This window comes from Mucilaginibacter sp., assembly GCF_039921305.1.
GTDB lineage: Bacteria > Bacteroidota > Bacteroidia > Sphingobacteriales > Sphingobacteriaceae > Mucilaginibacter.
Genome location: NZ_JBDSCA010000028.1, coordinates 212,947 through 227,375, shown reverse-complemented (window position 1 = coordinate 227,375; position 14,429 = coordinate 212,947). Strand labels below are relative to the sequence as shown.

Annotated in this window: 8 protein-coding genes and 2 tRNA genes; 3 read left to right on the top strand and 7 right to left on the bottom strand. The window is 42.5% G+C overall.

The genetic code is table 11. The features are described 5' to 3' along the window. Positions 1–97: 97 nt before the first annotated feature. The 4 genes from ABIN91_RS09275 to ABIN91_RS09260 all read right to left on the bottom strand — a co-directional run bounded on the left by ABIN91_RS09275 (position 98) and on the right by ABIN91_RS09260 (position 10,848). Positions 98–2,155, bottom strand: a complete 2,058-nt coding sequence (locus ABIN91_RS09275; RefSeq protein WP_348050803.1) for a RagB/SusD family nutrient uptake outer membrane protein — start codon at positions 2,153–2,155, stop codon at positions 98–100. Between the two features lie 19 nt (positions 2,156–2,174). After that, a complete protein-coding gene (locus tag ABIN91_RS09270) occupies positions 2,175–5,477 on the bottom strand; it encodes a TonB-dependent receptor (RefSeq protein ID WP_348050801.1) in 3,303 nt (1,100 codons plus the stop codon). A gap of 211 nt (positions 5,478–5,688) precedes the next feature. Continuing rightward, a complete protein-coding gene (locus tag ABIN91_RS09265; protein ID WP_348050799.1) occupies positions 5,689–10,050 on the bottom strand; it encodes a two-component regulator propeller domain-containing protein in 4,362 nt (1,453 codons plus the stop codon). Between the two features lie 234 nt (positions 10,051–10,284). After that, positions 10,285–10,848: a hypothetical protein gene (locus ABIN91_RS09260; protein WP_348050832.1), complete on the bottom strand. Its 564-nt coding sequence runs from the start codon at positions 10,846–10,848 to the stop codon at positions 10,285–10,287. On the opposite strand from ABIN91_RS09260, the gene ABIN91_RS09255 reads away from it, so the two are divergent. Beyond that, positions 10,766–11,041, top strand: a complete 276-nt coding sequence (locus ABIN91_RS09255) for a winged helix-turn-helix domain-containing protein (protein ID WP_348050797.1) — start codon at positions 10,766–10,768, stop codon at positions 11,039–11,041. The two genes, ABIN91_RS09260 and ABIN91_RS09255, sit on opposite strands and share 83 nt — an antisense overlap. A gap of 39 nt (positions 11,042–11,080) precedes the next feature. On the opposite strand, the gene ABIN91_RS09250 is transcribed toward ABIN91_RS09255, so the two are convergent. Together ABIN91_RS09250 and ABIN91_RS09245 are read right to left on the bottom strand one after the other, a co-directional pair. Continuing rightward, a tRNA-Met gene (locus ABIN91_RS09250) sits at positions 11,081–11,153 on the bottom strand. Between the two features lie 137 nt (positions 11,154–11,290). Continuing rightward, a tRNA-Met gene (locus tag ABIN91_RS09245) sits at positions 11,291–11,363 on the bottom strand. Positions 11,364–11,509: 146 nt separating this feature from the next. On the opposite strand from ABIN91_RS09245, the gene era reads away from it, so the two are divergent. Beyond that, positions 11,510–12,388, top strand: a complete 879-nt coding sequence (gene era / locus ABIN91_RS09240) for a GTPase Era (protein ID WP_348050795.1) — start codon at positions 11,510–11,512, stop codon at positions 12,386–12,388. Between the two features lie 163 nt (positions 12,389–12,551). After that, positions 12,552–13,853, top strand: a complete 1,302-nt coding sequence (gene der, locus ABIN91_RS09235; protein WP_348050793.1) for a ribosome biogenesis GTPase Der — start codon at positions 12,552–12,554, stop codon at positions 13,851–13,853. 85 nt (positions 13,854–13,938) lie between these two features. Here the strand turns inward: der and ABIN91_RS09230 are convergent, their stop codons facing one another. Then, entirely contained in the window at positions 13,939–14,382 is a 444-nt protein-coding gene (locus tag ABIN91_RS09230) for a DUF1569 domain-containing protein (protein ID WP_348050791.1), read from the bottom strand. Positions 14,383–14,429 lie beyond the last annotated feature (47 nt).

Here is a 14,429-nt window from a genome sequence, read left to right as displayed (position 1 = left end):
AACAATATGATCCGCAAACAAAAAATCCTTGCCAGCATTACCTGACAAGGACTTTTTGTTTGCTATTTCGACTCTATTTAAAATCAGCAGTTTTTATTTATTGCTGAGCTAAGCCATAGCCATTGGTTACCTTTCCTTTAGATTTACTGATAGTTTCTGAAGGAATAGGCCAATAATAACGTGGCGGGTCGCCGGCTGATGTTGTGCCCGAAAGAATGTTTCGCTGATAAACTGGAGTTACACTGGCCGAAGTTAAAGTTATTCCCCAATCTGTTTTGGTATATCCTGCGGTCTGTAAAGCGGTAGCCTCAGCACTGCTTGGATTAATGTAACGGAACAATCCTTGTATTGCAACATTGTGCGTAGTACCTACTACCTTACCGGCTACAGTAGCAATTTTGGTGTAATCATACTGTCCTCTCCAAGCCGGGTAAGCGGCAGGGTTGGCAAGCGTATCGGCCGGCGCACAATCAAATGTTAGCGGATTGATTAATGCAACTTTTTTTATCCAGATGTAAGCAGGGAAATCGTTTCCGTTAGCAAAGTGATGGAAACCATTGGTTTTGATATCATTAATTGTTGTAGCCATTTCCTGCTGAATAGCTATTGCTCTTACAGAATAAGTACCCGAGCGGATCATATCCCAGCGGCGTGTACCCTCGCCAAGCAACTCCAGTTTACGCTCCTGCAAAATGGCATCTTTTAATGCCTGGCCTGTAGCAGCAATGTTATATAACGAATTGCCAAAAGCCCTTTGTCGGATCTGGTTAACCAGGGTAACAGCATCATTTTCGCCAAGCTCGGCTTTAGCTTCGGCCAGCATTAAAATAACATCTGCCATCCTTAAAATCGGCCAGTTAATGCCCGAGTTTCTTTGAGCTGCAACATAAGGCGGATTCATACGGTTATCATCCCATTTATTGGTTGATATCCCGCCAAGGCTTTTACTGCCCTGCGCAAAACTGATCATCTTTTCGTTACCATCGCCATTACTTGCTGTAACAGTTGCGCTGGGATCACGGCGGTGATCTGCATTCAAATACTCTCCGTAATAAACTGTAGGAATAATACGCAACGCGGCAAATACTTTAGTAGGTGCAGCAGTGCTGGATCCACCGTCTGAAGGGCGGCCAAAGGCATAAGGATATTCGCTGGTGGTTGCCGCTAACGCGCCGCTTACGTTGCCTATTTCAAATATTGATTCGGGGCTTACCGTTAAATCGTTAAAATACTGAAAGTGGCGCTGAAAAGGATTGTTGATATTGCCACCCCTGCTATCTGTAGTAATCAAGCCAGAAGTACCTTTATTATCAATAGCTTTTTGAAAATAAGTTTTGGCTGTTGTGTAATAAGTAAGGTAATCTTTACGGCGGGCGTATATGCATTTGTTAGCTTCGTTACCTTTAGTATCAAAGGTAACACTGCCATATAAGCCGGGAATATCCGTACGGATGGTTTGATAACCACCTGAAAATAGTGCTAATTCTCCAATTAAAGCATCGCAAAAAGTACGCGACATGCGTTCCTGATTGATACCGCCCTGGCCTATGTTATACATTAACGGTTCTACCTTTTGCAGGCTGGCAATCAAGTTGTCATAAATATCAAAGCGCGAACTTAATGTATAATCATCCGCATTTGTATTCTCGTAGCCGTAGGGCACATCGCCAAAATGCATTACCAATTGATAATAACAAAACGCCCTCATGGTTACCGCTTCGCCGTACAATTGTGTCCAATCGGTAGCTTTACCAGCAGCTACATCAGCTTTATAAGCATCTTTAGTAGCAATAACGACAGCTAACCTGTTGGCCAATGCAAGCGTTTGATAAAGGCCGTTAAAGCCTTGCGCTACCGCGTCAATCCCTAACTGATCAGAACGGCCAATAGCATTAGTGTTATTGGTTGAGTTTTCTTCCGGATAGTATTCGGCATCCGAACCTATGGGATCATTCCAACGGTATACCCCCATAATGCAGTTTTGGCGATAATTAGCATAACACCACGAAAGTGACTTGAATGTTTCTGTTGTTGTTGTAGTAACAAAATTATCGTCAACACTGGATGGAGATGATGTATCCAAAAAGCTTTTTTTACACTCTGTAAAAGTGAGACACAAGGCAATTGCGGCTAAATATTTTATATATTTTTTCATTTCTTTTGTGTTTTAATAATTAAAAAGTAAGGTTTACGCCAATAACAAATGAACGTGCACGCGGATAAGAGCCATAATCAAACCCTGTGGTAGGGTATTTTGAACCATTTGCATTATCATTAGTGCCAACCTCAGGATCTAAACCACTGTAACCGGTAATGGTAAGTAGGTTATAAACGCTACCATAGATGCGCAGGTTGCTTATGTGAGCCTTGGATAATAATGATTTAGACAAGGTATAACCTAAAGTAAGCGTGTTGAGGCGAAGGAACGATCCTTTTTCAATACCCAGGGTTGATGTAACACCTGTTTCGCTGTAAGACAAAGGCAGATCAGCATTGGCATTTGCCGCGTTAAATTCATCAGGAGTTCTTAAGCGAACAAGCTGCCCGTTAACAACGTTATACAATTTGTAGGAGTTAGCCATTGTAGCCAGTTTATTTTGATAAACCCCGGCTTCTTTAGGGCCAAACAACGAAATTAATTTGTTAGCGTTATAAATATCGTTCCCCACACTATAATTAAAGTTTAGTCCCAGATCGAGGTTTTTGTAAGTAACATTAAAATTAAAACCGCCTGTGAATTTAGGAGTGGTACTACCGATGATGGTAAGGTCCTTATCATCAATTTTACCGTCCGGAGTCACGTCTTTATATTTAGGCAACCCCGGATAGGCGATCTGGCCCGTCGGACGATCTGCCGCTGTAAGTCCATGTACTACACCACCGGTAAGTGAGGTAAGATCTGCCACACCGGGTTTTAAGGTATATACGCCATTGTTATAAGTAAAATCATTAGGCGTATAATAACCATCGTAAACCAGGCCACGAACCAATCCAACAGAACGGCCTACAATTAATTGATAATCAGATGCAGGGTAACTTGCTGTTCCATTCCAAGCTGTTCCATATAAACCGGTAACGTTATCAGCAAGCTTATCAATATTATTTTTATTAAAGTTGATGTTACCGCCTGCAGTAACTCTCCAATCTTTATTTTGGAACACCGTTCCTAGAAGCGAAAATTCTATACCCTTGTTACTTAATTGCCCAATATTTGCAGTAGTGGAGGTAAAGCCTGTTATGCCTGGAATTGCAGTTACTAATAACAAATCTTTAGTTGTATTCCAGTATACGTCAACCGTACCCGATAACTTTTCGTTGAACAAACTGAAATCAGTACCGGCGTTACGTGTTATAGTGGTTTCCCATTTCAAGTCGGGGTTAGCCAAATCAGAAGAAGAAGTTAATTGATAGCCAGGCAAAAGTTGGTGACCACTTTCATATTGGCTCCGTGGATCGGTTACAGTTCCCCATGATTGTGCAGTAGCGTTTAAATCAATGTTATTATTACCAACTGCACCGTAAGATACTCTGAGTTTTAAATTATCTACCCATTTAACATCTTTTAAAAATGGCTCCTGAGACACTCTCCAGGCCAGGGCCGCACCAGGAAAATATCCCCATCGGTTACCGGGCAGGAACCTGGAAGAACCATCGGCACGGAATGTAGCCGTTAACAAATATTTATCTTTAAAACTATAGTTTAACCGACCAAAATAAGAATTAAGGCGATCTGGCCTGACTACACTGGAAGAAAGTGAGACTGTGCCATTCGAAATCTGAGCAAAAGCTGTTTCCTCTGTAAAATTTGAAGGAAATTTAGCGGATTGTATTGAAATACCGGTACCCCCCGTGTTAGAAAACTCGGTACCTGCCAACACATTCAGTTTATTGTTTTTATCAATATTATACTGATAGCTTAATGTATTTGCCCAACGCATGCCCCAACTATCGCTTTTGCGATAATCGGCATTACCTGCAAACGACTTAACACCGGTTACATCATCAATGTAACCGTTGGCAATAGCGCCTGTCCAAAATTTACGCTGGTCCCATTTACCGTTTCCGCTTAGATCGGTATGGTAGGTTAAACCTTTTATAATTTCCCAGTTGAGTGAGGCTATACCCACAAAATTTGAAGAAAGGGTAAGCGGATCAGAGTCGGCAATGCGCGCTACGGGACTGTAATTATCTGACAAAAAGTTTCTGGCAAATTGAGATATGTTATTACTGGCAGTTAGGGTACCTATATTACCTAAAATATGATTAGTAGCAATAGGCCTGAATTCGTACGCAGATGAAAGTGCCGATCCGCCGCCACTACTTGTACCTTCTTCGCCAAGGGTTGGAGTGTTAGCATAACGAGTGTTTAAATCAAACGTAACATTATCAAATACTTTCTGGGTTATTTTAAGCTGGGCGGTGGCACGGCGCTGGTATGATTGTATTTTCATACCCTCGTCATCGTTATAGGTAACCGAAAACAATACTTTCGTTTTATCTGTTCCGCCAGATATGGTTAGGGCATGGTTCCATGATATGGATTGTTTATATGCCTGTTTTTGAATATCGTCTATCGGCAAATCGCGGTAACTCTCTATACCACCTGTATTTGCACCCGCATTTGCCCCAAGGCCAAACAGCTGCTCAAATGGTGTTTGGTATGCAACGCCATTAGCCGCTGCATTGGCCCATACATATTTCAAATACTCATAGGGGCCTAAGGCTTGTATGTATTTGTTTGGCGTATTGATTTTGGTATAACCATTATAACTAACGGTAGTTTTACCGGCCTTTGCCGATTTTGTGGTAACCAATATTACACCATTAGCACCGCGCGAACCGTAAATAGCTGTAGACGAAGCATCTTTCAAAACGTCGACACTTTCTACCTGGTCGGCCGGGATATCAGTTAAGTTGCCCGGAATACCATCAATGAGTATGAGCGGCTGGTTGCTTTGCGATATGGAAGTACCGCCGCGTACACGGATATTTATACCACCGCCCGGGCGGCCATCCTGCGTAGTGATGTTTACGCCCGGTATTTTTCCCTGCATGGCCTGTGCTATGTTAGCAACCGGGGTAGCTGCGATATCTTTCCCGCTAACCGAGGCTACTGCACCGGTTAAATCCCTCCGTTTAACGGTTTGGTACCCGATAACAACTACCTCATCCAGGCTTTTTGATTCATACTCTAAAGTAACATTAAGTTTGTTTGAGGCCGTAATTACAATTTCGTGGCTTTGGTAGCCCATATAATTAAATACCAATACATGATTTCCGGAAACCGGAACGTTAATTGCATATGTTCCATTCGCATCAGTAGAAGTTGCGGTGGTGGTACCTTTTAATGTAACTGTAACACCAATAAGTGTTTCACCGGTTTTGTCGGTAAGCTTGCCGGTAATTTGCCGTGTTTGTGAAAATGCCTGAAGCGAGGTTACTGCAAGCACGAAAAAAAATAGTAAACATTTTCTCATAATACATTTGGTTTAACAAGTTTAAAAAAAGCAATATCGGCTTCGCCAGCCAGTAAATAAATGGTTTAGGATAGACACTTTTAAAGAGGCATCTTATCAGGTTAATTATATTGGTTTAAAGGCCTTACTGATGAGGCGAATGTGCAACCGGTTGAAATTGCATTACAAACGTAAGCGAGAAAGACAAATCAGAGGTCGAAAAATTGATCCATCAGGACAAATTTTTGGTATTTATTGTGCCGTTTGCCGTTATTTTAAGGTACTCGGATGGCGTTACCTGATATTTGTCTTTGAAACAACTACTGAAGTATTTTGGATGATTAAAACCTACCGTATAGGCAATTGTCGCGATATTGTGTTCCCCGGCATCAAGGAATTGTTTTCCGCGTTTGAGCCGTATTTCACGGATAAACTCTACCGGGGCCATATTGGTAAGGCTTTTGAATTTTTTAAAGAAACCCGATCTGCTCATACTAACGGCCGCTGCCAGCGTGTCGATGTTGAGATCCTGATCTGCCATTTGTTTTTCGATAGTGGCTATCACATTTTTTAGAAAAGTTTCGTCCTGAGAGGTGATAACGATCTCACCGGGTTTAAGGTCAATCACTTTTTTAGAGCCGATCATGGATTGAGCCAGTTTTTTCCGCTGCTTTAATAAATTGGCAATTGACGAGAGTAAGAATTCATTCCTGAATGGTTTGGTAATATAAAGATCGGCCCCGTAATTCAAACCTTCGATCTGGCTTTCTACCGATAAACGTGCAGATAATAATACTACAGGGATGTGACTGGTTGTCATATCATTCTTGATAATATCCAGCATTTTAATCCCGTCCATGTTAGGCATAATAATATCGCTGATAATGAGATCAGGAAGTAGCTCCCTCGCTTTCTTTAAGCCATCCTCTCCGTCAAAAGCTGTTTCAACCCGGTAGCAGCGCTTTAACTGATAAGAAAGAAAAGAAGATAGGTCTTCATTGTCTTCAACCAAAAGCACCATAGGCGCATCATCATCGATAATTGATGGTAGTCCGAACCCACGGCTGTAGTCTAATTCCGCCTGTCCGTGATCTACATTTACACCAGGAGGATCGGTCAGGCTTTTTAATTTGATTTCGCTTTCAGCAAAGTGAGCCTTATCTGTTTTCAATTCTATCATAATTGAAAGCCCGCCGTGTATATTATTAGCGGCAAAAATTCTTCCATGATGCAATTCTACGAGCTCTTTGGCCAGTGCAAGGCCAATCCCTGTGCCCTTCAAATGTTCCCGTTCGGTGTGGTTGCCTTCGTAATAAAGCTCAAAAATATTTTTCAAATGTTCCGGAGGGACACCTGTGCCTTCATCTGCCACTTCAATACCGCATATGCCGTCTGGCAGGCGAGTAATCACGATACTGATGCCTCTGCCCTCCGGAGTAAACTTTAAAGCGTTTGACAGTAGGTTGTAAATAACAACATCTATTTTTTCGATATCGATCCAAGCTGGGAGTTCATGTTCGACGGATTGAATGGATAGGCGAATCTCCTTTTGACGGGCAGCATCCGAAAAATAATCGGCCAATTTAGTTACAAACGATATTATTTCAACCTCTTCCAGATGGAGCAAGGTTCTGCCGCTTTGTACTTTTCTTAGGTCCAAAAGCTGGTTAACGAATTTCTGCATCCGTTCAGCATTTCTCCGTACTATTCGAATATGCTCATCACCCTGATGAGATAAGTTTTCTGTACGTGCGATCTCTTCTATCGGGTTGAGTATAAGCGTAAGGGGGGTACGCAGCTCATGGGCCACATTGGTAAAAAAGCTCATTTTAAGATGAGCCATTTTTTGTTCTACAGCGATGTGCTGCCGCAGGCTAAGCATTGCCAGTGTTGTACGGCGAATTATTGCCAAAATAGCGGCAGCGGCAATAAGGTAAATAACATATGCCCACCAGGTACGCCATGGCGGAGGTAAAATGGTAATTGAAAGTGTTTGTAAAGGCGTATTGAGGTAAAGGGATTCTTTAGTAGCCTTTACTTGAAAGGTGTAGTTTCCAGGCGATAAATTAGTATACGATACCCGCCGCTGATTTTTATTGTTCTGCCAGGCAGTATCAAGCCCTAAAAGCCGAGAGGCGAAAGTTTGGCGGCCAGCGGCTCTGTAATCAAGTACAGTATAATCGATACTGATGTTATTTTGATCGTAGGTTAATTGCAGATTGGCATTACCATTAACACTGGTGTCGGGTATTTTTACATCTATATTGTTGACCTGAAGATTAGTGAGCGCCAACTTAGCGTCAATTTTATAATCTTTAATCTGGGCCGGATCAAAACGAAGGTATCCCCTGGTCATACCAAAAACAAGATCGCCGTTTTTAAGCCTTGCGCCTCCAGATTCGGAGAATGCAGCCTTTGGCAGACCATCGTTAGAATCATAGTTCCTGATCTTATTTGTAACTATAGACAGGCAAGCTAATCCATTTTGGGTGGCCAGCCATAAGTTTTTATTCCCGTCTTCCAGACAATTCAAAATGTAGTCGCTCGGCAGTCCATCTTTTTGAGAGATATTTAAAAAACGAAGTTTTTGTGTTGAGCTGTTTTGCAGAGCTTTATTGATCCCGCCAACAGCGGTACAAACCCACATGGCGTTTTGTGAGTCGCGAAGTATAAATTGAATATCATTATCTCCCAGGCTTTGTTTATCCCCGGGTTGCTTGCTGTAAACATCAAAATGGAAATCACCGGGTTTTTTGATGCCGGGTTCTGCTATCAGCAAGCCTTCGGTTGTTCCAATCCAAACTTTCCCTTTTCCGTCAAGAGCCAGATGTCTGATCCGCTGGTAGGCATCCTTAGGGTATCGAAGATCTCCGTTTTTGTTATTGCTAAAACGGATCATACCCTGCGGGTTTCGTATCAAATTAAGCCCATCGCCAAAGGTAGCAACCCATATTTCTCCCATCCGGTCTTCAATAATAGAATAAACAGACGTTCCGCTTAATGAATAAACATCACTTTCGCTGGAGGTATAATTGGTTAGCTTGTAATGTCTTTTTGTTTCATCCGTAGGCCGGGCAGCATACAGGCCCCGTTCTTTGGTTCCGATCCATAGGGTACCATGTGAATCTTCCATGATACAATAAATAGCTCCCAAACCTTCGGCAGGCTCATTTAAAAACATTTTCCCCTGATCAATGCCATCTTTGGTAACATACAGCTTTCCTACCTTGGTGGCCATCCATAGCCGATTCTGGCGGTCAACAAATGTAGCCCTTACATCGTTTTCAGCTTTTAGATAGCTTTCGGGTGCAATAAGTGAATGTTTAAAATCATTATCATGAAAAACCACCTTTTCAATTCCGCCATCTGCCGAGCATAACCACAATATCCCATCACGGTCATAATATATAGAGCTGGTTAAATTGGAGAACAACCGCTCTTTAGCGCCTGGCGGATTAGGGAAATAATCCATTTTCTTTTTTGTGGAATTATAATACCCAAAGCCTTCATTGCGTAATCCGGCCCATATACGCTCCTTTTTATCTTCAAATACTTTAAAATCGCCTATGTGTTGATGTATGTCCTGCAGTTCTTCTTGTACCAACGGAACAAGCGTTTGTACGGCTGGGTCATATAAAACAATTCCTTTTTTTTCGGGGCATATCCATAACTTGCCGGTTTTATCCTCAAATATTGAGAGTAGTTGTTCGCGCTTGGCCATTACCGTGGTTTTCCATGAACGCTGGGTACTATTGAAGGCTACCAATTCACCTAAAGCTGTTGTTACATAAATTACAGGTATATGCGTTGATGGTGAAACTGCATTGATGCGTTGGGCGCTCAGTTTCCACTTCTGATAATTATCTGTGGACGGATTGATTAAAAGCAAAGATCCATCGGCCGTACCAAACCAAAGCTGCCCGGGGCTTTCGCCAACCGCGGTGAAATCTAAAGATGAAAAATCCGGGGCTAATTGATGCTTAACGTAATTTCCGGAAGCGTTTTTGATAAGATGGACCAGACCCTTATCAGTTCCTATCCAGATAGCCTGCTTGCCGTCCCGGTGAATAAACCGGATAATATCCGATGGAAGCTGAAAATTATGTTTGGCCCCGCGTCCGTAAAATATGGCCCGCGGCCTGGCAGAACCAGAGTTTGTGATTAGATAAGCGCCCTGATTTTTTGTCATTAGCCAGATTGACCCTGAATCTGGGAGCAACATATGGCTGAAAGAAATCCGGCCGGTATGTTTGGGCAAAATATCGGTGAGCGCAAAAAACTTTTCGGTATTTTTATCAAAGCGGTAAACCTGGTTATCGTAAGCTTTGATCCATAATAAGCCCACTTTATCTTCCATTAACTCATCGATACGGTTGTTACGCAATGTAGACCGATCGCCGGGATAGGACTTATAGACAATAAAATTGTGCCCATCAAAACGATTGATCCCTGCCCAGGTACCGAACCACATAAAACCGTCGCGGTCTTTTAAAATGCACCTAACTTTATTGTCAGACAATCCATCTTCTGTAGAATAGTGGGTGATGGAATATTTGAGTTGCCCAATCGACTGAATGGGGCTTATCAGTCCCATTATCAAAGCGAAAAAAATATATCGCAGGCTTTTGAACATCATATTTGTCTTTCCACTTTTCCTGTGTCTTTATTAATACATTAAATGCGACCGTTTGCAACGGTTATAAAAAGATTGGAAAAGGTAGAGGTTTATAATACCAAGTATTCGAAGATACATAAAACCCATTAAATTCAAAGGCAATAAACGAGCCCGGAAACTTAAATGGGAAGTGCCGTACGGTGCTCTCATTGTTTAGTTTTGCCTCAGCATATTGAGCAGCAGTTGTTGCCCCACTATATTCGAAGGGTTTTTTGCATCGGCATTAAAGGTACTCATCGAAGCATTTTCGCCATCCCCTTCGGCTTTCTTTTCGGCCTTAGTGGTTTTGAGGCACGACACGATATCCAACGCGTTTAGTATGATCTTACCCCGACCATGCTTGATAACGCTTAAAGCGGAATAGACTTCCTGTTTATGATCGCTCACGCAACCCACAATAGGGTTTCCGGTGTATAATCGCATACCGAGCCTGGCTTTATTGTAAGTAGCCAGGCACTGATACTCCCAGTTGAACACACAGTTTTTTGGCAGGCCGGCAAAGAGTGCATCATCTGTTACAAAATAATTACCCCCATACCAGGTGGTGCCCATTACTTGTATTCCTCTAAACTCGATCACCTCCTTTTTAGCCAGGTAGGTTGCCCACTTTTCGGTATTACCGGCTACTACCAGCGTGTTGCCATTGTTTACCCATTCCACAGCAGATCGGTTACTAAAGGGTTGCCGGTTTGCTGCTGAAACGCGCCTGCTGCTCATTTTCGCCACGTCTCCCAATGAGACTATTGCAAGAAGCCGACTGCAAAAAGAAATATGGGAAGATGAAGGTATTATTGTCGGGCGTAGCCCGGATATGTTTATATCAAAACTCAGAAAAAAACTGGAACTTGACCCAAATATCAACATTCCGGTTATCCGCGGCAAAAGATATGAGCTTGAAATTAACACGTAAAAGGAAAAACCCGCTTTTTGATATCAAAAAGCGGGTTTGTAGCGGGAACAGGACTCGAACCTATGACCTTCGGGTTATGAGCCCGACGAGCTACCAACTGCTCCATCCCGCAGTATTGTTTGGTGGTATTCCGGCCGGTCATTACTTCGGCTTTGTGTTAATTATAACGCTTAACAACACGTTTTGTTTCATCATTTAAAAGTAAAAAGCCTTAAGACTTTCGGCTCAAGGCTTCTGACTATTTTTAGGTAGCGGGAACAGGACTCGAACCTATGACCTTCGGGTTATGAGCCCGACGAGCTACCAACTGCTCCATCCCGCACTGTTTTTGCTTATTTTTTGTTTGGATCATTACTCCAAAATAAGCTTTCCGATTATCGAAATACAATTTGTACCTCTTTTAATTGGGACTGCAAAGATATAATTCGTTTCTTTGCAGTGCAAATAAAATCACAAATATATTTTCACATGAGTCACCGCGCAGGTTTTGTTAGTATTATAGGTAAACCAAATGCAGGTAAATCAACCCTGATGAACGCGCTTGTGGGCGAAAAAATGAGCATCATTACGCCAAAAGCGCAAACAACCCGGCACCGTATATTGGGTATTGTTAACGGCGATGATTACCAGATAGTATTTAGTGATACCCCCGGAATTATCAAACCGCACTACGCTTTGCAGGAAACCATGATGCACCAGGTGAACGGAAGCCTGGTTGATGCCGACCTGATACTGCTGGTTACCGATATTAACGAAAAGTACGACGAAGCCGATGTAACGGAGAAACTAAAAGGCAGTACCGCGCCTTTGGTGGTTTTGATAAACAAAATTGATAAAAGCACCCAGGAAATTGTTGAAGCCAAAATTGCTTACTGGCAAGAAACCCTGAACCCTAAAGCGGTTTTCGCGATATCGGCATTGCATAGCCATAATGTGGAGGCGGTGATGAACCTGGTGATGGATAGCCTGCCTGAGCACCCGGCGTATTACGAGAAGGACTTTTTGACCGACCGTAACGACCGCTTTTTTGCTTCGGAGATCATCCGCGAGAAGATATTTAAGATATACGAAAAAGAGATCCCTTATAGTACCGAGGTAATAATCACGGCATTTGTTGAGGACCCAACATTATACCGGATAAGCGCCGAGATCATCGTTGAGCGCGATTCGCAAAAGAATATCATTATAGGCAAAGGCGGCGAAATGCTGAAAAAAGTAGGCACCTACGCCCGTAAGGATATGGAAGAGTTTTTTCAGCGCAAGGTGTTTTTAGAGACCTTTGTTAAAGTAATACCCGACTGGAGAAGTAAAAAGAATTACCTGAAGCAATTTGGGTACGAAAGTTAGAAGATAGTAGCAAGTATTTAGTATCAAGTAGCAAGACACAGCGAAAAGATCGATATTAGTACAAAGTAATAAGAAAGCACCGTAGCAATAGTTAGGTATTAAATAGCAAGTCCAAAAAAATCTTGATACTTGATACTAACTACTTGATACCAAACAAATCGAAATGAGTAACATAGTAGCCATAGTAGGTAGGCCCAATGTGGGTAAATCAACATTATTTAACCGTTTAATTGAGGCCCGTAAGGCCATAGTTGACGATTTTAGCGGTGTAACCCGCGACAGGCACTATGGTGTTTCTGAATGGATAGGGCATGATTTTACGGTGATTGATACCGGCGGTTATGTGGCCAACTCCGAAGATGTTTTTGAAGCCGCCATCCGCGAGCAGGTGGTTATCGCTATTGAAGAGGCCAGCGTTATTTTGTTTATGGTTGATGTAACTACAGGCATTACCGATCTGGATGATGAGATAGCTACCTTCCTCCGCAAAAGTAAGAAGCCTGTTTTTGTGGTATCTAACAAGGTTGATAACAATAGCCAGCAAATTGAATCGGCAACGTTTTATGGTTTTGGCTTAGGCGAGATCTACAACATTTCGGCTATGACGGGTTCCGGAACCGGTGAGCTTTTGGACGAGGTGGTTAAAACCTTTGAAGATGTTCAGTTAGAGAAGAACGAACTGCCTAAATATACCATCGCCGGGCGTCCGAATGTGGGTAAATCGTCTATCATCAATACCCTGTTGGGTCATGATAGGAACATTGTTACCCCTATTGCCGGTACTACCCGCGATTCGATCCATATCCGTTACAACCAGTTCGGTCACGATTTTATGCTGATCGATACCGCCGGGATGCGCCGCAAAACCAAGGTCAAAGAGAACATCGAGTTTTACTCGGTAATGCGTACCATTAAGGCTATCGAAGAAAGCGACGTGGTTATTTTGATGATAGATGCCGTTGAAGGCATCGAATCGCAGGATATCAACATTTTTCACCTGGCCGAAAAGAACAAAAAGGGTATCGTTATCGTGGTAAACAAATGGGACCTGATCGAAAAGAACAACAAAACCACCAAGGTTTTTGAAGAGCTGATCCACCAGAAAACAGCCCCTTTTGTTGATGTACCTATCGTGTTTACTTCCGTTTTAGAAAAACAACGCATTTTTAAGGCCATAGAAGCCGCTAACAAGGTTTACGAGAACCGGAACAAAAAGATCCCGACCTCAAAACTGAATGATGTGATGCTGCCTATCATCGAGAGCTTCCCACCCCCATCGGTTAAGGGCAAGTATGTGAAGATCAAATACATTACCCAGATAAAAGGTACAGCGCCAATGTTCGCTTTCTTTTGTAACCTGCCACAATATATTAGAGAACCTTACTACCGCTTTATTGAGAACAAACTCCGCGAGAACTTTGATTTTAGTGGTGTGCCGATACAGATATTTTTCAGGCAGAAATAAGATAGTAGCAAGTAGTTAGTATCAAGTAGCAAGATTTTTTGAAGGCGTTAAAAGGGGGAAAATCCGTTTTTAGCGCCTTTGTTATTTAAGCTCCAAACTGCCTTAAATGGTGATCAATATGCTTATAAGCGAATTGGCCTACTTGTTCCTTAGTCATTTTACCGAAGAACCAGTGTATAAAATCGGCATCGCTTAAGGTTTCGTAATCGTTAATTACGGCTATCCATTTATCCCGCTCGGCGGCAACATCGCCGCTTACTTCGCTGATGATGAAGAACGGACTGGTGGGCGCGTTACGCTGCATTGGGGCTTCATTCAGCATCTTTTTCAACATTATTTTACCTAATAAACGACCAAGGAAAACGCGCTTATACTGCTTTTTGCCCATGTACATTTCGTCGGCCAGAACGCAATGTTTCAGCATTTGGTAAACATTCATTCTGCCCCATTGGGGCTTGCTGCTATCGCTGATGGTGTTAACACGGCTGATGAGCTCGTTACGGGTGGCTGGGTCTAATACGGTTTTCATTTGAATAATATTCTGACATCAAACCTACCATTTAAACAATTGATAAC

Excerpts from the sequence above, each read along its gene's own strand:
- era (WP_348050795.1), top strand. The coding sequence starts at position 11,510 with ATGAGTCACCGCGCAGGTTTTGTTAGTATTATAGGTAAACCAAATGCA.
- ABIN91_RS09275 (WP_348050803.1), bottom strand. The coding sequence starts at position 2,155 with ATGAAAAAATATATAAAATATTTAGCCGCAATTGCCTTGTGTCTCACT.
- ABIN91_RS09270 (WP_348050801.1), bottom strand. The coding sequence starts at position 5,477 with ATGAGAAAATGTTTACTATTTTTTTTCGTGCTTGCAGTAACCTCGCTT.
- der (WP_348050793.1), top strand. The coding sequence starts at position 12,552 with ATGAGTAACATAGTAGCCATAGTAGGTAGGCCCAATGTGGGTAAATCA.
- ABIN91_RS09230 (WP_348050791.1), bottom strand. The coding sequence starts at position 14,382 with ATGAAAACCGTATTAGACCCAGCCACCCGTAACGAGCTCATCAGCCGT.
- ABIN91_RS09265 (WP_348050799.1), bottom strand. The coding sequence starts at position 10,050 with ATGGGACTGATAAGCCCCATTCAGTCGATTGGGCAACTCAAATATTCC.
- ABIN91_RS09260 (WP_348050832.1), bottom strand. The coding sequence starts at position 10,848 with ATGAGCAGCAGGCGCGTTTCAGCAGCAAACCGGCAACCCTTTAGTAAC.